This window comes from Colwellia sp. KU-HH00111 (assembly GCF_040362745.1).
GTDB lineage: Bacteria > Pseudomonadota > Gammaproteobacteria > Enterobacterales > Alteromonadaceae > Colwellia.
This window is the reverse complement of sequence record NZ_BAABWO010000010.1, coordinates 53,023-73,171: the sequence shown is the minus strand read 5'-3', so window position 1 is coordinate 73,171 and position 20,149 is coordinate 53,023. Positions and strand designations below refer to the sequence as shown.

Annotated in this window: 17 protein-coding genes; 10 read left to right on the top strand and 7 right to left on the bottom strand. The window is 38.7% G+C overall.

Features of this window, described 5'->3' with window-relative positions; all coding sequences use genetic code 11:
* Nucleotide 1 precedes the first annotated feature (1 nt).
* Together ABXG98_RS16385 and ABXG98_RS16380 are read right to left on the bottom strand one after the other, a co-directional pair.
* Nucleotides 2–634, bottom strand: a complete 633-nt coding sequence (locus tag ABXG98_RS16385; RefSeq protein ID WP_353539778.1) for a hypothetical protein — start codon at nucleotides 632–634, stop codon at nucleotides 2–4.
* The gene (locus ABXG98_RS16380) at nucleotides 631–2,175 is read right to left on the bottom strand and encodes a sensor histidine kinase (protein WP_353539777.1); all 1,545 of its coding nucleotides are present in this window, start codon (nucleotides 2,173–2,175) and stop codon (nucleotides 631–633) included. Before ABXG98_RS16380 ends, ABXG98_RS16385 begins: the two co-directional genes overlap by 4 nt.
* Nucleotides 2,176–2,629: 454 nt before the next feature.
* Here ABXG98_RS16380 and ABXG98_RS16375 point away from each other — a divergent pair, with 454 nt between their 5' ends.
* The 6 genes from ABXG98_RS16375 (at nucleotide 2,630) to ABXG98_RS16350 (ending at nucleotide 5,849) form a co-directional block, all read left to right on the top strand.
* The gene (locus ABXG98_RS16375; RefSeq protein WP_353539776.1) at nucleotides 2,630–2,971 is read left to right on the top strand and encodes an EF-hand domain-containing protein; all 342 of its coding nucleotides are present in this window, start codon (nucleotides 2,630–2,632) and stop codon (nucleotides 2,969–2,971) included.
* 139 nt (nucleotides 2,972–3,110) lie between these two features.
* On the top strand, nucleotides 3,111–3,452 hold the full coding sequence (locus ABXG98_RS16370) for a hypothetical protein (RefSeq protein ID WP_353539775.1): 342 nt from the start codon (nucleotides 3,111–3,113) through the stop codon (nucleotides 3,450–3,452).
* Between the two features lie 203 nt (nucleotides 3,453–3,655).
* Nucleotides 3,656–4,024 (top strand): CidA/LrgA family protein, encoded by a 369-nt coding sequence (locus tag ABXG98_RS16365; protein WP_353539774.1) that lies wholly within the window; start codon nucleotides 3,656–3,658, stop codon nucleotides 4,022–4,024.
* Nucleotides 4,021–4,707 (top strand): LrgB family protein, encoded by a 687-nt coding sequence (locus ABXG98_RS16360; protein WP_353539773.1) that lies wholly within the window; start codon nucleotides 4,021–4,023, stop codon nucleotides 4,705–4,707. The genes ABXG98_RS16365 and ABXG98_RS16360 overlap by 4 nt, the downstream gene beginning before the upstream one ends.
* Before the next feature lie 99 nt (nucleotides 4,708–4,806).
* Nucleotides 4,807–5,544, top strand: coding sequence for an AzlC family ABC transporter permease (locus tag ABXG98_RS16355; protein WP_353539772.1), 738 nt, complete (start codon nucleotides 4,807–4,809; stop codon nucleotides 5,542–5,544).
* Nucleotides 5,541–5,849 (top strand): AzlD domain-containing protein, encoded by a 309-nt coding sequence (locus ABXG98_RS16350; RefSeq protein ID WP_353539771.1) that lies wholly within the window; start codon nucleotides 5,541–5,543, stop codon nucleotides 5,847–5,849. Before ABXG98_RS16355 ends, ABXG98_RS16350 begins: the two co-directional genes overlap by 4 nt.
* 48 nt (nucleotides 5,850–5,897) lie before the next feature.
* On the opposite strand, the gene ABXG98_RS16345 is transcribed toward ABXG98_RS16350, so the two are convergent.
* Together ABXG98_RS16345 and ABXG98_RS16340 are read right to left on the bottom strand one after the other, a co-directional pair.
* On the bottom strand, nucleotides 5,898–7,112 hold the full coding sequence (locus ABXG98_RS16345) for a CaiB/BaiF CoA transferase family protein (protein WP_353539770.1): 1,215 nt from the start codon (nucleotides 7,110–7,112) through the stop codon (nucleotides 5,898–5,900).
* Nucleotides 7,112–8,293 carry an acyl-CoA dehydrogenase gene (locus ABXG98_RS16340; RefSeq protein WP_353539769.1) on the bottom strand — a complete coding sequence of 394 codons (1,182 nt, stop codon included), beginning with the start codon at nucleotides 8,291–8,293 and terminating at the stop codon, nucleotides 7,112–7,114. Before ABXG98_RS16340 ends, ABXG98_RS16345 begins: the two co-directional genes overlap by 1 nt.
* A 127-nt stretch (nucleotides 8,294–8,420) precedes the next feature.
* Between ABXG98_RS16340 and ABXG98_RS16335 the strand changes: the two genes are divergently transcribed.
* Nucleotides 8,421–9,308 carry a LysR family transcriptional regulator gene (locus ABXG98_RS16335; RefSeq protein WP_353539854.1) on the top strand — a complete coding sequence of 296 codons (888 nt, stop codon included), beginning with the start codon at nucleotides 8,421–8,423 and terminating at the stop codon, nucleotides 9,306–9,308.
* Between the two features lie 66 nt (nucleotides 9,309–9,374).
* Here ABXG98_RS16335 and ABXG98_RS16330 read toward each other — a convergent pair whose 3' ends face one another.
* Nucleotides 9,375–11,480 carry a winged helix-turn-helix domain-containing protein gene (locus ABXG98_RS16330; RefSeq protein WP_353539768.1) on the bottom strand — a complete coding sequence of 702 codons (2,106 nt, stop codon included), beginning with the start codon at nucleotides 11,478–11,480 and terminating at the stop codon, nucleotides 9,375–9,377.
* Nucleotides 11,481–11,604: 124 nt separating this feature from the next.
* On the opposite strand from ABXG98_RS16330, the gene ABXG98_RS16325 reads away from it, so the two are divergent.
* From ABXG98_RS16325 to ABXG98_RS16315, 3 genes are all read left to right on the top strand, one after another.
* Nucleotides 11,605–13,413 (top strand): serine hydrolase, encoded by a 1,809-nt coding sequence (locus tag ABXG98_RS16325; RefSeq protein WP_353539767.1) that lies wholly within the window; start codon nucleotides 11,605–11,607, stop codon nucleotides 13,411–13,413.
* A 287-nt stretch (nucleotides 13,414–13,700) separates the two neighbouring features.
* On the top strand, nucleotides 13,701–15,158 hold the full coding sequence (locus ABXG98_RS16320; protein ID WP_353539766.1) for an NAD-dependent succinate-semialdehyde dehydrogenase: 1,458 nt from the start codon (nucleotides 13,701–13,703) through the stop codon (nucleotides 15,156–15,158).
* A gap of 275 nt (nucleotides 15,159–15,433) precedes the next feature.
* Nucleotides 15,434–16,549: a phosphoserine transaminase gene (locus tag ABXG98_RS16315; protein WP_353539765.1), complete on the top strand. Its 1,116-nt coding sequence runs from the start codon at nucleotides 15,434–15,436 to the stop codon at nucleotides 16,547–16,549.
* A gap of 35 nt (nucleotides 16,550–16,584) precedes the next feature.
* Here the strand turns inward: ABXG98_RS16315 and ABXG98_RS16310 are convergent, their stop codons facing one another.
* The gene (locus tag ABXG98_RS16310) at nucleotides 16,585–17,706 is read right to left on the bottom strand and encodes a multiheme c-type cytochrome (RefSeq protein WP_353539764.1); all 1,122 of its coding nucleotides are present in this window, start codon (nucleotides 17,704–17,706) and stop codon (nucleotides 16,585–16,587) included.
* Nucleotides 17,707–17,807: 101 nt separating this feature from the next.
* Complete coding sequence (locus ABXG98_RS16305; protein ID WP_353539763.1) at nucleotides 17,808–18,680, bottom strand: LysR family transcriptional regulator; 873 nt, start codon at nucleotides 18,678–18,680, stop codon at nucleotides 17,808–17,810.
* Nucleotides 18,681–20,149: the final 1,469 nt, after the last annotated feature.

The window sequence follows — 20,149 nt, the reverse complement described above, 5'->3', positions numbered from 1 at the left end:
GTTAGTGTCCATGGCCGCTGATCGTTTGTTCTATTTTTTTAAGTTGCGTTATTTGTTTGCTTAGTTGTGCCACTGTTAGCTCTAAAGCGGCAATTTTATTTTTTTGCTTTTTATCGTTAATACTGTATTTTTCTGCTTGTTTATCATGCGCTAACTCTTGATTAATTAATTTTTGAAATAAAAATAATTGCTGATTCAGTTGGTCTTTAAGTAAACTAAAAAAAGCCTGATCGTCTGAGTTTAGCTGATAGCTATCGTGTCGCTTTAATTGCTCATTCAATTTAGATTTAGCGCTATAAACATTATGTGACGGTGAGTTAGGTAAGCTATGTAGCAACATTAAATTTATTTCTGCTGCAATACTGCCTTGTGATTCTTTTAACTGTTGTAGTTGTATTTCACGTTGTAACTCAGGTTTTGACAGATTTTTTAACGCCAAGTAATACTGACTATAATTTATTGTATTTGAAACAAGGGAATTAGCATTGCTATACGGTTCAGTTAGCTGACAGGCTGACAAGCAAACAATCCCCCCTAGGATTAAAATAACTTTTTTCAATGGCAACCTCTGGGTGAATTTAAAGCTTGGTACACACTTATGTGGATTGTTAAACAGATTTAAGACTAACTTCATGAGTGCGCTCCTTTTACAATACTGTTGAGTGTGATTTCCAATTTGGTACCACTGGGTGATACTGTTTGGCTCTGCACTGACACTTGGCCGTTTAGCCTCAATAATAACTCTTTAACAATGGTTAAACCAAGACCACTACTTTTAATTGAAGAATCATTAGGCGGCGTCCCTTGATAAAAGGCATCAAAGACTTTGTCTTGTTGCTCAGCTTTGATCCCCGCGCCTTGATCTTCTACTGAAAAGACGAGGTGTTGCTTAACAAGCTGAGCTGAAATAGTAATAACGCCTTGCTCTGGTGAATATTTTATGGCGTTAGAGAGTAAATTATCAATAATCACATTAAGTTGTTTGGCATTACTTTCAAAGGTAATATCTGGGTAGTGTTTCTCTATTATTAATTGCTTGCGTTTGATATCTAGCGTCCGATCATTGAGTACTTGTTCAATGAGTACAGAAAAATTGATACTTTCTTTGTCTTGCAAACTTGTTGAGTCTAAAACAATATTAAAATCTAGTAAGGCTTCAATTAACCCCTGTAGCCTTGTGGTGCTAGTGCGAATAATTTTAGTGACTTCTTGCTGTTCGCTATTTAGCCTACCTACGCTATTGTCGTAAAGTAGCTCTGTTCCTTCTCTAATAGCCGCTAATGGGGTTTTTAATTCATGTGAAATATGGCGAATAAAACTCGACTTCTGTAACTCTAAAACATGTAACCGGTCACGCATACTATTTAAGGCATCATTAATTTCCTTTACTTCGACAAAGCCAAGCACCACACTACTTTTATCAAGATCCCCCTGAGACTCAACACCCGCTTCAAAGTTACCTTGTTGTAATTGCTGTATTTTTAACGTTAATTGCTTCAATGGTTGCGTAATTAACATAATAAATATACCAGCAATCAACAGCGAAACAGGAATGATAAACAAACTTTGCAATAAGGTCTTACTGACCTTAGCCGTAGCATCTTTAATAGTTTGCGCTTGTTGGTTTATTAATTCACTAATACGGGTGTTTATTTGCTCATTGATTGCAATCAAGTGTTTAAATTGTGTTTGCAAGCCTTCTAGCGAGACTTTCTCTACTGGGGAATCATTGCTTGATGAACCAGCAGATATCGTTGTGATCGTTTGGTCAACGAGAGAAATCGCTTGTGCAAATTGCCTGGTTTTTTTTCTGATTTTTTCATCTTGATGTTGCCTAAGTCTATCGTTTGTAGTTAAAAGTAACTGTTGCTCTATTTGATAGCTAACCATCAACTCCTTATCTTGCAAAACCAAATACTGACTGGCATAACGTTGCATTTTTTTTAAGGTACTACTCATTTGTTGGCTGGTATTGATGAGTTCTGCCACAGTAAAGATAGAACGTTCACCTTGTTTAGACAGTTCGTTAACTTGATTGGCACTATACAATAGCGCTACCACCAATGGAAAAGCCACTAGCGAAAACCCAAGTAAGGTTAGCCTTTTAATAGAAAGTGATTTTACGATATGCAATTTATTGCTAACGATAATCATCAATTTATCGAACCAGAACACGGAAAAAATCCTTATACGTTTATTAACGCTCAGTTACAGTAAAATACAAGTTTGATCTAATGAACGCCTTTTTAGAGTATTTTCATGATAAATACAATGATGTCTCTATTTAGAGACAAGGTAAAGCTACAAACATAAATACGTATCTCATTGATATTTAAAATTTAATTTTAATTTTTGGCGATTTATCAATGAGAAAGTTTCTCGGATTAAATAACCTGTTGCTATCTGGCGACAGTCGCATTAACCACAATGTGATTTTTTACTTAAAATACAATAACATAAACAGTTGGCACAGTGTGTGCTATTACTAGATTGAACTTGGATCACATCACTCTTTATTCTCTACTTTTTACTAAGAGTTACCGTGAACAAGCATAAAATATATTTAATGGTTTTGTTTTAATAAATAAAACCTTAAGTTTTACCCGATAATCATACACAAGGATCTCATATGAAAAACGTTAGTTTATTTAAGGTTTCTGCCTTAGTCATTACCATTGCTTTTGCTTCGAGTTTTGTCAAGGCTGAAGATAAAATCACAGAAAAGGCGCAATCAACATTAACTAAACCAGCTAAGCTATCAAGCTTTTCAGGATTAATTGCCGCATTTGACCAAGATAAAAATGGCATATTAAGTCAAAATGAAGCAGCGGCTGACCAAAACCACTTATTAAACGTTGAGTTTAATAAAATTGATGCCAACCAAGATAAGCAAATAGATGAAGCTGAATTCAATAACTACCTTGAAGAAGTTAACGGTAAAATTACCGATTTAGCCAAAAGTACCGGTTAATAATAACCATCTTAGCGACAGTTTTACCCCCTTTTAGCCGACTGTTCTCCCAACTATTCAGTCGGTTTTTTTATATTTTAGCTACCCTACATTAAATAATGATAAACGCATGGATGTGTATCGACAGAGGCAAATCCGAATGAGCAAAATAATACAACGCCATATAAAAATTGATAATTGGATTTTTGAAGTAAAAATGGTCAGAGCTTTACGTGTTGAAAAATATGGCGAGCCTTATAGCGCTATTGCTAATATTAACTTACATGGCAGCAGTGCATACATTGACGGCATAATGCAAAAAAGCCAACAAAAAATTAGTAACCAAGATATTGAAGTATTTACACACTTTTGTCAGCAAATGGCTATTGACGATATGACGCTTGATTCAAACAATAGTTTATTTTCTCCATGTGCAAACACCCACTATACGCTGCAACCTGCTGCACAGACACAAGTTAGCAAGGCATTAAAACAAGCTTAAATACACAACTATAACGACATTATGCTGCTATCTAAACGTTGACATCATCGCTTTGGCTTCAGAGTAACAGTGTCGAACACAATAATTATAAAGGTATAACCACGCCCCTTGTATTGATAGGATATCGCACTTAGGTATAATACTTGCCACTTAACTCACCGCAAAACTCTCAGTGATTGATGGTAAATGTGTTGTACTAAATTATGCTAAATAAAACGCGTTTGATTTCAATAGGTCATTTCACCCGAAGTGCTTTAATACTATTGTGTTTTCTTTATTTAGGAAAAGCGCTGCAGTACCTGACCCATGTCCCTATTCCCGGTAGTATTTTTGGGTTGTTGATGTTATTTATTGCGCTTAATGCCCGCATACTCCCGCTACACTTAGTGTTACCCTCCGGTAATTTTTTACTCAGCTATATCACGCTTTTTTTTGTACCTGTAGGCGTAGGCTTATTGCAATACACTGAATTATTATCGAACCATTGGTTTACCATCATTGTAAGCAGTGTAGTGAGTACGTTGGCTGTTTTAGTCGGTGTTGGCTGGATATATCAAAGGTTAGTAAAATGATTTATGCTTACTTGATTGCCACTACATTAGTTTTCTTAGCCGCTCGAAAAATATTACAACCGATACAAAATCCCTTGGCAAACCCTTTATTAGTGAGCATTTTATTTTTTATTGCCCTATTTAGTTTTACCCCCTTAAATTATCAGCACTACGCAGAGGCCAATCAACCCTTTGTTTGGCTACTAGAGCCAGCTGTGGTAGCACTAGCTATTCCATTATTTTATCAAATATCTCAAATTAAAAAGCAGTTTATCCCTATCATGATCAGTTGCTTTGCTGGCGTAGTAATAGGTATATCAAGCTGCTTGCTAATGGCAATATTACTAACCCAAGACAAGGTATTATTGTTATCGTTATTACCAAAATCAGTCACTAGTCCTATTGCTATGGCCATTGCCAATGAAGTAGGCGGTTTAGCGTCATTGGCCGCTGCCGTTGTAATTGCGGTGGGGTTATTAGGCGCTCTAGCAGGTTTTACTGTACTCAAACTGTTTAACATCACCAATGAACAAGCACAAGGTTTAGCCATGGGGTGTAGCGCTCATGCTATTGGTACTGCAAAAGCAATGGAAGTAGGCACAGAGCAAGGTGCGTTCAGCTCTTTAGCATTAGTAATCAGTGGAATTTTAACTGCTATTTTAGCCCCGTTATTTGCTTGGCTAATCAGCACCCTTGTTCTTTAAAAAACTAACTTAATTAAGAACATCACTCAATTGACATTAACAAAACCATGATGCTTTTATTAATGTCACACCGTCAGAAAAACCAACAACAGGTATGCGATGTCGTTTAATAGAAAACAGGCTAGGTTAAAAATAATACAAAAAGGTGTATTGGCTATGTTGCCTTTAAACCTTGCTGTACTGCCGTGGGGCATATTATGCGGCTCTTTATCGATACAACGTGGCTTCAGCGTTTTGGAAGCTCTGTTAATGCCCATTTTAGTTTTTGCTGGTGCTGTACAACTAGTGGTTATTGAGTTGATCAATGACAATACGCCATTAGCCACAATTCTATTTACTGCCTTGATCATTAGTTCTCGGCATTTTTTATATGGTTTAGCCCTTAGAGATAAGTTGAAAAATCTGCCCTTCAAATGGCGTGGCAGTCTAGGATTTTTATTAACTGATGAACTGTTTGCACTTTCTGGAGATCAAAAAGCTTATCAAGGAAATCTTCAACTAGTATATGCCATTAGTGCCGGTGGGAGCTTCTACTTGTGTTGGTTATTGTGGAATATCATTGGTATTGTCGCTGGTAGTTATTTACCTGATTTAACGAGTATAGGCTTAGATTTTGCCATTGCCGTAACATTCATCGCATTAGTTATTCCATCAATTACTAATGTGGCAATGTTAGTGACGGTAGTCGTTGCTGGTTGCTTATCTGTGCTATTTAAATTATTTAACTGGGAATTAGGCTTAGTAATAGCTTCGCTTATTGCTATGTACTGCGGTTACATAACCGCCAATAAACAAGCAAAAACACCTATAATGAAAAATAACAAGGACATCCCATGACACTTATAACCATCGTTTTATTAGCCATTATTACGTTTGCAAGTCGCTATTTATTTTTACACCCTAAACTACCCATACGTATCGGCGCTAAAACCACGCACTTTTTAAGTTTTAGTGCTCCCGCAGTGTTAACAGCAATTTGGGTACCTATTATTTTTATCCAAGAGAATAGCTTTAATACTAGCTTAACTAACCCCTATTTATTAGCAGCAACGGTGGCAATTATTACTGCTTATAAAAGTCATAGTGTTTACTTAACCTTGGGCACCAGTCTTACCGTATTTGTATTGTTAAAATTAATTTAAATACCTGGCAAATTTTTATAACCACTCAACGATGTAAATGGTATAACCTCAACTCACCACCGCCTTAGAAAATAGCGTGCTAATATCATCATCACTGTAGTTCAATGTTTTTGATAACACCTGATAGCTGTGCTGCCCTAAGTCAGGCGCTGCATTGCTATATTGCAATGGCGTCGCTGAAAGGTTTATCGGTGATGCAACCGTATCTATTTGCTCCCCTTGTTGATTAGCGATTTTTCGCACCATTTCTCTGTGCTTTATTTGTGGGTGATTAAAGACTTGCTCTAAGGTATTCACCGGACCACAGGGCACCCCAACCTCTGCAAGTTGTTCTAACCACCACTGACTTTTATGTGATGCAAGTTTGGCGGCTAAAATAGGGATCAATTTGTCACGATTAATCACCCGCTGTTCGTTAGAAGCAAACCAAGGATCCTCCGCAATTTTTGGACACTGAGCCACTTGACAGAATTTCACAAACTGGCTGTCATTGCCAACCGCTAAAATCATACTACCATCTTGAGTAGCAAAGGTTTGATACGGCACAATATTAGGGTGGCCGTTACCTAAGCGCTGTGGATTTTCACCTGTCGCTAAGTAGTTCATCCCTTGATTGGCTAATGCCGCTACCTGCACATCAAGCAACGCAATATCGATATGTTGTCCCTCGTTGGTATGTTGTCGTGCCATTAATGCAGCCAGTACCGCATTGCAACTATACAGTCCGGTCATCACATCAACTAGGGCAACCCCCACTTTCATCGGCATACCATCAGGCTCACCGGTTAAACTCATCAACCCTCCCTCGCCCTGAATCATGCCATCATATCCGGCTTTATGTGCGCTAGGACCCGTTTGACCAAAACCAGTGATCGAGCAATACACCAATTGCGGATTGAGTTTTTTCACACTTTGATAGTCAAGACCGTATTTTGCTAAGCCACCCACTTTATAGTTTTCAATTAACACATCCGCTTGAGCGATTAAGTCTTTAAGCACTTGTTGACCTTGTGCTTGGGTAATATCAATCGCTATCGATTGCTTATTACGATTTACACAATGAAAATAGGCCGCTTGCGGTGGCTGCTCTTGAGTAGCTTGTTTGATAAAAGGAGGCCCCCAAAAGCGTGTATCATCACCTTTTATCGGGCGCTCTACTTTTATAACTTCTGCGCCCATATCAGCCAGCATTTGCGAAGCCCAAGGCCCCGCTAATATTCGGCTTAAATCGACAACTTTAATGTGCTTTAATGCGCTAGTCATTAGCAAAAAGCCTGATAACCCGTGATAGCACGGCCTAAAATAAGCGCATGGACATCATGAGTGCCCTCATAGGTATTAACTGCTTCAAGATTCATCACATGACGGATCACGCCAAACTCGTCGCTAATTCCATTTCCACCATGCATATCACGAGCAACTCGGGCAATATCAAGCGATTTTCCACAGTTATTGCGTTTTAATAAAGAAATCAATTCAACGGGGCATTGATTGGCATCCATCAAACGTCCCATTTGCAAACATCCCTGTAAACCTAAACTGATTTCAGTTTGCATATCAGCTAATTTCTTTTGAATTAATTGGTTTGAGGCTAAAGGGCGGCCAAATTGCTGTCTGTCTATTGAATATTGTCTAGCAGAGCTAAAACAAAATTCTGCTGCACCTAATGCGCCCCAAGCAATACCGTAACGTGCTTTATTAAGACAACCAAAAGGCCCTGCTAACCCTTTAATATCAGGGAAGATATTTTCATCAGGAACAAACACGTTGTCCATAACAATTTCACCGGTGATAGAGGCACGTAATGAAAATTTACCTTCAATTTTTGGCGCTGATAACCCTTCCATGCCTTTTTCTAGTACAAAACCACGGATCTTTCCTTCGAGCTTAGCCCAAACCACAAAAACATCAGCAATAGGTGAATTGGTAATCCACATTTTATTACCTGTTAAACAATACCCGCCATCAACCTTAGTTGCGTGAGTGCTCATAGACGCAGGGTCACTACCCGAATTAGGCTCAGTCAAACCAAAACAACCAACCCATTCACCCGACGCTAATTTAGGTAAATATTTTAGTCGTTGTTCTTCAGTACCATAGCTATAAATAGGGTGCATAACTAATGATGACTGCACGCTCATAGCACTACGATAACCACTATCAACACGCTCAACTTCACGGGCAATTAATCCATAACTAACATAATTTACTTCGCTACCACCATATTTTGCTGGTAACGTTGCTCCTAACAAGCCCAACTGACCTAATTCACGCATTATTTCGCGGTCAAAGTGTTCGTGCCTATTAGCTTCAAGTACTCGTGGTAATAGTTTTTCTTGGCAATAATCATAAGCAGTATCTCGAATCATTCGCTCTTCTTCTGTTAATTGTTCATCAAGAAACATCGGGTCTTGCCAGTTAAAAGGGGTTAGTTTGGGGCTCATATGAATACTCCGTTTAGTTGTTATTGTGCAATATTGTTTTAAAATAATGGCTATACTCTATCCTTAAAGCCAAAATAAATATAATATATAGTTTTTATAATTTCTATATATTTTATATATGCAAAATATTAACCTTAAGCGTTTAGCGCATTTTTGCCAGTTGGCTGTTATGGGCAACTTCACTAGAGCGGCCAATGAAATAGGTATAGCCCAACCAGCACTGACGATTTCAATACAAAAATTAGAGCAAGAAACCGGTTTAAAACTGATCAATCGCGCTGAAAAAAACGCGCTGTTAACAGCTGAAGGAGAGGTGCTGTTTAAGCTAGCAACTCAACTGTTAAACCAAGCAAAACAAGTTAAAATAGAATTACAAGAGCTAAAAGATCTTGAACGAGGTAGCATTCGTTTTGGTGTTTCAGCAATGATGGGGTCATATTATTTTCCACAAGTATTAACTTCTTTTAAACAAGCTTATCCGCATATTAAAATTCACCTAGTAGATCAAGGTACAGCGGCGCTTGAGAAAATGTTACTCAATGGTGAACTTGATTTAGCATTGGTTCGCGGTGATATAGAAAACCCACAACTTCGTTATACTGAACTAATCAACGAGGAAATTGTTGCTGGCATGGTAAAATCACACCCGTTAGCCACGCAAAAAACCCTAACAATGGCACAATTTAGTCAACAACCACTAGTGCTCTTCCATGAAGGTTATTTTTTACGTGAAGTAGTAAGCGCATATGCCAATCAACATCATCTAGCGTTAGATATACGCACAGAAACCAACCTAATTGAACTTCAAAAATCACTGGTTCGCAATGAAGTAGGCATTACTACTTGTTTAGCACGTATTTTAAAAGAAGAGCCTAAATTAACCTCTGTGCCTTTTTCACCAAAAATCGAATTTAAGTTAAGCTTGGCATGGAAAAAAAGCCATTACCTATCAAAAGCAAGTAAAGCCTTTATGAATTATTTAAGCTCAACTCTAGGAGACGAAAACTCGTGCTAAATAATACTGAGAATTACGTTAGAAACATAAAAGTTTTGACATTTAAAAGGTACTAAAAACACTATTTCACTTACCTCTTTCAACTGTGACTGACATAATATCTGACTGACGCTCTTCTTTGGATAACATCAGCCTTGTTTGGTCTGGCGAAACATCAAACATCCAAATATTGAGATCCTTGTATAACATGGTATGCGTTTGATTGACAAAATCGAAAAAAATTATTCCCTCACCTAGTTTGGTGTTATGGCGATAATAAATACCATTATCAAATAGTTGCCAGCGTGAAAAATTTTGCGTGCCGAACTCTTCTGTCACCAATTGCTGCTTGTTTGTTTGAATATCAATTTTCCATAGCCCTGCTTGATTACGTTTATTGTAATAAATACTTTTGCCATCGCTGGTGATTTGTGAAAAATAACCGCCATTAAACGTGAGTTGTTTCTCTTTTGGATACATTAAGCCGGTTGAAAACAACTGAAATTCATCATCAACTAGTTTACTGAAATATATCTTATCTGCATTAACGCCCCAGCTCCCCGCCAGTACTGTATCTTCTTCATTTGTTAGCCACGTATGCTTTTTTGTTTTCAGGTCGATGGCTGCCAGTCGTTGTTGCTTACTTAATACCATAAGGTATTTATCATCAGGTGACCATTTGATTGGCCCATATTGAATATCAAGACTGTTGGGTTGAAACAATGTTAGTTTTTCGTTAGCTAGCCATAATTCTACTCCCTTTCTGCGTCGGTCACTTAATAGAGCAAATTGACTTGTATGATTGGCATATGCTGCAGCACCTTCCATCAAACTTGAATCAGCCACTGTGCTTGTTTGATTGTTGTGCATTAATAAAGGGTTACTATGCTCTTCAATAAAATGAGAGTTTATCTCATGGGTAAATAATATTTTCTCCTGGGCAGGTGATGTTAAGTTGTTAAGATGTAAACCCCGAGCATTATTAATTGAAAACCACTGCCCTGTTAACGCTAATAATTGATAATTTTGATCTTGCCAAACAATAAAGGCATTGTGGCTGTTTATCCAAGAGAGTGCTTTAGGTAACGTTGCCAGCGTCGCTAAAGTTTCTAACGCTGTTTGTTGATTTTCATTGATAGTCAGCAAATTAATGTGCGAGATATTTTTAACAAGATCTGATTCAACAAAGGCTAAAGTGCTCAATTGATCTGTGATACTTAAATGATCAGCATACTGTTGCGAATCACTCCGATCAAGTAACACACTTTTTGACTTTGAAGATAAATCAAAGCTTTCAATTAAATAACCGCCGGTTTCTTGGCTAGATAAAATATATAAAAATTGGCTATCTAAACTGAATTTAATATCGATTTGAAAAAATGCGCTACAACTTGTCACTTTTTGTCGAGCATGCATCGATTTACTCTCTGGTGAATAGGCTGCTACCTCAACCAAACATTCTCCATTGCTATAAGCCGCATAAGCAATAAACTTTTGGTCTTTTGACCAAGTTAACGCTAAATATTGTGAATGGCTATTTTGTAAAGTGACCATTGTTGAGTCGCTTAGGTTTTGAATAACCAAGCTATCTGTTTGGGCTTGCTGAGGACGATAACTAAACAATATTGATCGCATATCACTAGACATAGTAGGTAACCTTTCTACCCCAACTAAACTAGTCACGCCAATTATTGGGCCAAACCATGTGTTGGCAATTGCAGACTCTTGCTTGTCTGTCGAAAGATAAATGGTAAAAAAACTCACCAAAACAGTCATCATAATGATGACGTTTTTTTTACTCCAAACGCGTGCTTTTTTCAAATCGAGTGTGAACGGCGATACATCAGCAATTAAGCAATATCCTTGTTTTGGTATTGTTTTAATATATTTGGGTGCGCCTTTACTCTCATTCAACGCCAATCTCAACACACTAATAATTCGCGTTAATGCACCTTGACTGACAATTTTACCTGGCCAAAGTGCTTCAAATAAGGTTTCCCTTTTGACAACATTTCCTTGATGTTTTGCAAGATACACCAGCATTGCCATGGCTAAAGGTTCAATTTCTATTCTAGCGTTTTTTGACTCAACTCGAGTATGAAGTCGTTCAATATAATGATGCTCAGGTACAACTAAGTATTCAGCTAATCTAAATGGTTGAGTAAAATCGGCGACTTGACTGACTTTAGTCATTTTTTAGCCGTGAATGTGTAAATATCATAAAAAAATCATCTTTTTTACTTAGAGTTATAAAGTATTACATCCTGCCATGAGGTATAAACTTCATCAACTTAAAATAAAAAAATGAGAAAAAGTTATGATGGAAATACGCTTTACATTATTGTTATTGGTGCTATTGCTGGTCGGGTGCAATTCAAAGCAGGATGAAGCTGTACCAATAGATGACACTTCTACACAGGAGTTAAGTTATTTAACACACGCACCTGCAAGTAAACGAACATGGTTGACCCTTAATCACTTGCAGCAGGGAGAATATAGTCAGCCGTCACCAATTCATAATAGCTATTTCATGCCTATTGATGCTGAACTTACCACACTAGATAATTTTAGTGGCAACTTAACAATGAAAGAAACAAAAATGTTAGGTAACGGCCCAGAAGAAGATAATCGGGGTAAGGGTTATTTGTTCTTTCCTGGCTTTACTACAGACTTTTATACTCAAGGCGAGCATTTTGTACCCGTCAAGCAAGATATTATCTACTCCACAGGTTATGACAGTTTTTGGGGGATTATTTTATCACCTGGAAAGATTTGGTCTGAAGCAGACGACCAAGGCTGGTTGCGAGTTGCCTTTCCCTTTGTATTAACAGATAAGCTACGTAGCCAAACACATAATGGTATTGCTACTTTTTTATTTGATCCCACTAACAATGAAGTCTCAAAATTTCGCTTTCAAGTAGTCCAACAAACGGCAAGTTATTTCCAGTATCATTTTTGGGGACAACTGGATTTACTTTTTAACAATGAGTCTAGTGAAGATTTCATAGCCCATAAAGCGATGTTTAATCAATACTTAGCAGCGCTGCCAAATATAGCAACATGGCAAAGCTTAACCGCAGCAGTAGAAGAAGATTATGTGAATGCCATAGTAAGTGATCCAAACGGTGCTGATTATAGTGCGATTGGGTTGCATTATAATGACACATTGTACTTACAAGCATGTCCGACACCTTATGGTGACTTCCCATTTTGTGCTCAGATGCGTCAGGGCAGCTTTTCTGCTGCAAAGTCAATGGGTGCGGGGATGCTATTAATGTGGTTAACCCAAAAATACGGTGAAGAAATTCTAGATGATGTTGTCACAAAATACTTGCCAATTGAAGCTGATCATAACCAATGGGATCAAGTCACCATTCAACATTTAATTGATATGAGCTCAAGTATTGGGGAGTTAGGTATTTATCCAGAAAATGATATGTTTTCAGATGAGTATAATGAAAAAACAGGCCCTTGGACTTGGGCAACTAGCGCACAAGAAAAGCTCGATATTTCAAATAGCTATTCTCATTATTCTTGGAGTCCTGGGGAAGTTTTCCGTTATAGAACTGTTGATACATTTACCTTAGCTGCGGTGATGGACGCATTAATAAAACAAAAGGAAGGTAATGATGTAAATTTATGGGATCGCTTTACAGTTGAGGTGTTGAACCCTATTGGTATTGCCGTGTTACCCGCCATTCACACTATAGAAACAAATGGCACTCGTGGCATACCATTGCTGGGGACGGGGTTGTTTCCTACAGCCATTGACACCGTTTTAATCAGTAAGTTATTGCAAAATAAAGGTGTACACAATGGCGTGACGCTGCTAAACACTTCCGTCACTGAAAAAGCACTTGCAGCTAGTACCATGCATTCGCTGCCATCATTTAACGATAACTCAATTCAAAACGACAATATAAATTATCGGTTTTCCTTTTGGTTAATAAAAGGCACTAATATGGATTGTGAATATTGGATCCCAAGAATGGCCGGTTATGGTGGAAACTTTATTAATCTACTCCCCAATGGTGTCACTTTTTTTGTTTATCAAGATGCTTTTAACTCTGATTTTCTTGTTGAAGCCGAAAAAATAGCAAACTCATTAAGCCCAATGTGTCCATAGCGGCTAAATTTTCAGCCAATATAAACAGGTCTTAGATGTAGTAGCGCTTTTCTTTTCTCAATGTGGCATGACAGCTAAAGCAAGCGATCTGTGAAGAGCTTACCTCTTAGCCATAGATGGGCATCGCGTTATGCACACAACCGTTATGACAGTTGCCTCTGCCGTCCCTCTTAACTTTGTTATTCTGATGAATATTTTATATTTGTGTTTTATGTTTAACCTGAGTTTGATTTAATGCTAAACAAAGTGAATGAATCATTTGAAGCGATCCTATTGTGGAGACAAATATGCACAGTCTAAAAGATCAACAATTAGTTAAAAACTTTTCCTATATCAACGGAAGTTGGCATAGCAGTGAAACAAATTTAGCCGTTAATAATCCTGCCACTGGTGAGTTAGTTGCTAACGTTAGTAATGCCGGCATTGCCGAAACAGAATTAGCGATAAAAGCCGCTAAATCTGCCTATAAAATGTGGTCTGGAAAATCAGCCAATGAACGTGCAGTATTAATGCGAAATTGGTTCAACTTAATGATGGAACATCAAGACGACTTAGGAAAAATCCTTACGTTGGAGCAAGGTAAACCGCTGGCAGAAGCAAAAGGTGAAATTGCTTATGGTGCAGCATTTATTGAATGGTTTGCTGAAGAAGGTAAACGTGTTTATGGTGATACTATTCCCGCGCCAGCAAACGACAAGCGCATTGTTGTGATTAAACAGCCGGTTGGCGTGGTTGCTTCGATAACACCATGGAACTTCCCCAATGCGATGATCGCACGTAAAGCGGCAGCGGCATTAGCAGCCGGTTGTACATTTGTTGTCCGTCCTGCGACTCAAACACCACTTTCTGCTTTAGCCATGGCCGAACTGGCAGAGCGTGCAGGTATTCCTGCCGGTGTTTTTAATGTGGTAGTAGGTGATGATGCGCGCGGCATGGGTAAGGTGTTAACAGAGCACCCCGATGTGGCTAAGTTTACTTTCACCGGCTCAACTCCTGTTGGCAAAGCATTAATTAGCCAATGTGCCTCAACAGTGAAAAAAGTGTCAATGGAGCTTGGCGGCAACGCGCCCTTTATTGTTTTTGCCGATGCCGACCTCGACGCCGCAGTACAAGGGGCGTTGGCGTCTAAATATAGAAATGCCGGTCAAACCTGTGTGTGCACCAACCGTATTTTAGTCCATCAAGACGTTATGGAAGCTTTTAGTGAAAAATTTGCACAAGCCGTCAGTACCTTATCAATGGGCAATGGTTTGCATGAAGACGTTAATGTCGGTCCAATGATCAGCGAACAAGCCGTTGCTGATGTCCAAACATTGGTCGATGAATCTATTAACATGGGCGCTAAAGTTATCTTAGGTGGCAAAATCGAACAAGCCGGTTCATGTTTTTATCAACCAACTATTTTAACTAATGTGACCAATGACATGCCGGTAGCTAGCAATGAAATTTTTGGGCCAGTATCGCCACTGATATCATTTGCCAATGAAGCTGAAGCATTAGCGCTAGCCAATGATACTGAATACGGCTTAGCCGCCTATTTTTATTCTCGTGATATAGGCGTTATTTGGCGTGTTGCCGAAGGCCTAGAGTTTGGCATGATCGGTATCAATGAAGGCATTATCTCCAATGCCGCAGCGCCTTTTGGTGGGGTAAAACAATCAGGCAATGGCCGTGAAGGCTCTAAGTACGGTTTAGATGATTATATGGAAATAAAGTACTTATGCATGGGTGGGATCGATAAATAAGCATATATTGAAGAACAATAGCCAGAAAGCGGTTTACCGTTAATGAGTATAGGTTCACTTGAATAGACCATGATAGGCAACTTACCTCTTTGCTTCACGTTTATTCTTTTTTTCCTTTAACTATGCATATTGTTTCTTATGGTTAATGACTTGGCACTATTGAGTAATAATTAAAATTAACGCACCATTAGAACAAATAATTAGCGTTACCAAGCACGCTAAATTTTTACTAACTTAAGGCGCTCAAAATATAATAGAGCCGACAAGGAAAACAAATGAAACCGACTGTTAAACCGGCCAATCCAAATTTCTCTTCAGGGCCCTGTACTAAACGCCCTGGTTATAACCTTAGTGCTCTAAATATTGACAGCTTAGGGCGTTCTCATCGAAGTAACATAGGCAAAGAGCGTTTGAAAAAAGCCATTGATGAAACATCACGGTTATTAAATTTACCGCAAGGTTATAAAGTAGGCATAGTACCCGGCTCTGATACCGGTGCAATGGAAATGGCAATGTGGTCACTCTTGGGTCAACGACCGGTTGACGTATTTGCCTGGGAATCATTTGGCTCAGGTTGGGCAACAGATATTACCAAACAATTACATCTTAAAGACGCCCGTACCTTTATTGCTGATTATGGTCAATTACCTGACTTTGCCCAAGCCAACCCTGAGCACGATATTATTTTTACTTGGAATGGCACCACCTCAGGAGTAAAGATTGATAACGCAGACTGGATCAGCGATGACCGCAGTGGGTTGACCATTTGTGATGCCACTAGCGCTGTTTTTGCCATGGACATTGATTGGCACAAAATTGACGTTGCCACCTTTAGTTGGCAAAAAGTGCTTGGTGGTGAAGGAGCTCATGGCATGCTGATCCTTAGTCCAAACGCGGTAAAACGCCTTGAGTCATATACCCCAGCATGGCCACTGCCAAAAGTATTTCGCTTAACCAGTAAAGGTAAGCTCATAGATGGCATTTTCAAAGGTGCCACGATAAATACACCATCAATGTTGTGTGTTGAAGACTACCTTGATGCCCTAGCATGGATTGACAGTATAGGTGGCGTGCATGCGGCAATTGAAAAAAGCCAAGCTAACCTGCAAGTAATGGCTGAATATGTTGAACAAAATAACTGGATAGACTTTTTAGCGAAAAACACTGATATCTGTTCAAACACCAGTGTCTGCTTTCAGTTAAAGGCTAACGATGAGCAAATTAACACCCTAATTCAATTATTAGCTGATGAAGGTGTGGCTTTCGACATTGGCGCATACAAAGATGCCCCTTCTGGTTTACGAATTTGGTGTGGCGCTACCGTTGTAAAATCTGATTTAATTGCCTTATTACCTTGGCTTAGTTGGGCATATCAACAAGCCACAGCATAATGGCTACAACTCGTTGAAACAGAGTACATTGCTATCTAAAAGGTAAAGCTTTGTTGTTTAAACATCATAAACTGGGTAGCAACTTTTTCATCTGATAAGTTTAGTTTTGCCACTGCTTTAGGATTAACTAAATACCAACCCAGTACAACCTCTACTTCATCTCTTTTTTGTAGCGAAAAATCATAATTAACCACTCTTTTTTCATTGGCTTGTATCATGGTATTGGCAACTTCCTTTTTTGCTAGCCAAGGCATAGCTGGTTTGCCGTTTACGCCAATAACCCGTTTAAAATACTGTTCAGGTAGTGCTATCTCTTTGTCTCCTCTTATAACTTTTACTTTTAGCACAGCAACACGTAGAGGATGAAGCAGCAAAGCATGAGAACTTTGATTATCAATATTTACTTTAAAATTATTAATTTCTCTAAGCAGTGAAATATCAACATATTTGGTGAGCATATCAAGATTCTGGTGAGCACCAGGAAAGCCATGAAAGCTATGCGCTTTAGTTTGACTCAACGCAGACGGCTTACCGGTAACTTTTGGCATATGACAACTCACACAGTTTGCGCCATCCATTTCATTATTGATATTAGTAGAGCAAACATTAAGACCATGCTTATTTTTTTTATGAGAATGGCAACCAACACAAACATTACCATTTTTCATAGCTGAGTTATCAGTTTTTACCGTATCATGAAACGGAGAAGGTACTTGGCTGTTTGTAGTGCCAAAATACTTTTTGGGCACTTCACTCATCACATTAATGTTCGATTTACTTGCTAGTTTAATACTTTCAATCCGATGACAATAGGCACAACTAATGCCCTCTTGATGCGTAGCATTATCCGCACTGGGCAACGCTTTTTGCCCCTTTGTTAACATTTTATCTAAATTATTCGCTGCCGGTGTATGACATTTACCACAGGCATATTGGTTAAGTTTTAAATTTTTAGGGTGACGATTCCACACAGAAGCATGAATGGGATCTTTTTGAGGTGTCGAGTTTGCGTGCATAGAGCTATAAAATTCATCATATATTTGTGAATGACAAGTCTTACATTCTTTACTAGGGGCATACTCACTTACAATATTATTAGCGTAAGCCGCTGAGAATAAATTTGAACAAAAAAATAGAATAAACAGTAATGGTTTCATGTGACACTCTTTCAACCTGTTAAATTAGAAAAAACTAATGTTAATATTACATTATTCTAATATATAATGTTAGTCATACTTTTGGCTAATACGTCAGCGTGTCAAACAAACTCATTCCAAATCATGGTTGAAACAGGTCCTAAGGTACACTCTTGTCGTTTTATTAAACGTATTTCTCCACTAATTTCGTGTTCAATTTCATTTAGCTTAAGTTTAACTAATTCCCCTGATTGAAGTTCTTCTTCCACCATAAATTCGGGAATATAGCCCCAACCTAAGCCTTCAACTAACATATTTTTTAGGGTATAAGCATCTTTTGTGCGCCATTGGCGACAGCCTTTTAACAAGATAAGATCATGAGTATCAAAACTTAAATCACTCGCTTCAACATCAATATGCACTTCTTGCTTTAAATCACTAATACTAATGCGTTTATGTGCAGGAAATAACTCAGGTGTCGCGACCAAAATAACGCTGAAGTGGGTAACTGGTAATGATTCTAAACCGCCTAATGCATAAAGTGTGGGCCACCATGGACTAATTGCAATATCAATCTCTTCTTTTTTTAATAAATCTAAAGCGCTAAAACGAGAGCCGCCTATTAATTCAATTTCAGTAAAAGGAAATTGGGTTTGGCAACGTTTTAGAATAGGTAAAATGTGGGTCAACGGACATATAGCATCATAACCCAAACGTATTTTAGCCTCGTTACCTTCTCCTAAATGTTCACCTAATGAACTTAGTTGTGATGCTGATTGCAGTAACTCTTGAGCTTTATGATAAAAAGATTGACCCGCTTTAGTGAGTGTCAGTCGGTAATTATCGCGCGTTAGAATTTGAAAGCCATATTCGTTTTCTAATTTTTTTATCGACATCGACAAGGCTGGTTGAGTTTTATGCAAACTTTGCGCTGCTTTTTGTAACGTGCCACATTCAACGATACGGCATAATGTTTTAATTTGATCTAATGTCATAATGCTTACTCTACATTGATTGGTCAATTTGAAGGGGTAATTCATTGCCCGTTTTTTGTCGGAATAAATTCCGCCCTACATGGTTTTTTCACCTTTCGTCCAACATGGTGTGCTCTATGTAGGGGGTAATTCATTGCCCGCTTTTTTTGTCGGAATAAATTCCGCCCTACATGGTTTTTTCACCTTTCGTCCAACAGGGTGTGCTCTATGTAGGGGGTAATTCATTGCCCGCTTTTTTTGTCGGAATAAATTCCGCCCTACATGGGTTTAACACTTTCCGCCCTACATTGGTTTATCACTTTCCGCCCAACATGGATTGCCCTTTGTAGGGGGTAATTCATTGCCCGCGGTTTGTCGGAATAAATTCCGCCCTACATGGGTTTATCACTTTTTGCCCAACATGGATTTCCCTTTGTAGGGGGTAATTCATTGCCCGCGGTTTGTCGGAATAAATTCCGCCCTACATGGGTTTAACGCTTTTCGCCCGACATGGATTGCCCTTTGTAGGGGGTAATTCATTGCCCGTTTTTTTGTCGGACTAAAGTCCGCCCTACATTGTTTATCACTCCGCCCTAGATTGGTTTATCACTTTCCGTCCGACATGGATTGCTCTTTGTAGGGGGTAATTCATTGCCCGCTTTTTTGTCGGACTAAGCTTATTGTCGGAATAAATTCCGCCCTACATTGGTTTACCACTCCGCCCTACATGGTTTGCTCTATGTAGGGGGTAATTCATTGCCCGCTTTTTTTGTCGGAATAAATTCCGCCCTACATGGGTTTATCACCTTTCGTCCAACATGTTGTGCCCTTTGTAGGGGGTAATTTATTGCCCGCTTTTTTTGTCGGAATAAATTCCGCCCTACATGGGTTTAACGCTTTTCGCCCGACATGGATTGCCCTTTGTAGGGGGTAATTCATTGCCCGCTTTTTTTGTCGGAATAAATTTCGCCCAACATAGTTTTTCACTTTCCGCCCGACATGGTTTGCCCTTTGTAGGGGGGAATTCATTGCCCGCTTATTGTCGGAATAAATTCCGCCCTACATTGGTTTATCACTCCGCCCGACATGGATTGCCCTTTGTAGGGGGGAATTCATTGCCCGCTTTCTTGTCGGAATAAATTCCGCCCTACATTGGTTTTTCACTTTCCGCCCAACATTAGTTTGCCCTTTGTAGGGGGTAATTCATTGCCCGCGGTTTGTCGGACTAAAGTCCGCCCTACATTGGTTTTTACTTTCCGTCCGACATGGATTGCTCCTTGTAGGGGGTAATTCATTGCCCGCTTTTTTGTCGGACTAAGCTTATTGTCGGAATAAAGTCCGCCCTACATTGGTTTTTCACTTTCCGTCCTATAGGACAACTATATAAAATATATTTAACAAGTTAATTAGTTTATATAAGTATTGTTATTGTACACCACAGGGTATAATTAATAATCAAAAAAATATTTCATTAGCTTACATTAGAGGTT

Coding starts and splice junctions, on each gene's coding strand:
- ABXG98_RS16385 (WP_353539778.1), bottom strand. CDS start 634: ATGAAGTTAGTCTTAAATCTGTTTAACAATCCACATAAGTGTGTACCA.
- ABXG98_RS16375 (WP_353539776.1), top strand. CDS start 2,630: ATGAAAAACGTTAGTTTATTTAAGGTTTCTGCCTTAGTCATTACCATT.
- ABXG98_RS16370 (WP_353539775.1), top strand. CDS start 3,111: ATGAGCAAAATAATACAACGCCATATAAAAATTGATAATTGGATTTTT.
- ABXG98_RS16365 (WP_353539774.1), top strand. CDS start 3,656: ATGCTAAATAAAACGCGTTTGATTTCAATAGGTCATTTCACCCGAAGT.
- ABXG98_RS16360 (WP_353539773.1), top strand. CDS start 4,021: ATGATTTATGCTTACTTGATTGCCACTACATTAGTTTTCTTAGCCGCT.
- ABXG98_RS16355 (WP_353539772.1), top strand. CDS start 4,807: ATGTCGTTTAATAGAAAACAGGCTAGGTTAAAAATAATACAAAAAGGT.
- ABXG98_RS16350 (WP_353539771.1), top strand. CDS start 5,541: ATGACACTTATAACCATCGTTTTATTAGCCATTATTACGTTTGCAAGT.
- ABXG98_RS16345 (WP_353539770.1), bottom strand. CDS start 7,112: ATGACTAGCGCATTAAAGCACATTAAAGTTGTCGATTTAAGCCGAATA.
- ABXG98_RS16340 (WP_353539769.1), bottom strand. CDS start 8,293: ATGAGCCCCAAACTAACCCCTTTTAACTGGCAAGACCCGATGTTTCTT.
- ABXG98_RS16330 (WP_353539768.1), bottom strand. CDS start 11,480: ATGACTAAAGTCAGTCAAGTCGCCGATTTTACTCAACCATTTAGATTA.
- ABXG98_RS16325 (WP_353539767.1), top strand. CDS start 11,605: ATGATGGAAATACGCTTTACATTATTGTTATTGGTGCTATTGCTGGTC.
- ABXG98_RS16320 (WP_353539766.1), top strand. CDS start 13,701: ATGCACAGTCTAAAAGATCAACAATTAGTTAAAAACTTTTCCTATATC.
- ABXG98_RS16315 (WP_353539765.1), top strand. CDS start 15,434: ATGAAACCGACTGTTAAACCGGCCAATCCAAATTTCTCTTCAGGGCCC.
- ABXG98_RS16310 (WP_353539764.1), bottom strand. CDS start 17,706: ATGAAACCATTACTGTTTATTCTATTTTTTTGTTCAAATTTATTCTCA.
- ABXG98_RS16305 (WP_353539763.1), bottom strand. CDS start 18,680: ATGACATTAGATCAAATTAAAACATTATGCCGTATCGTTGAATGTGGC.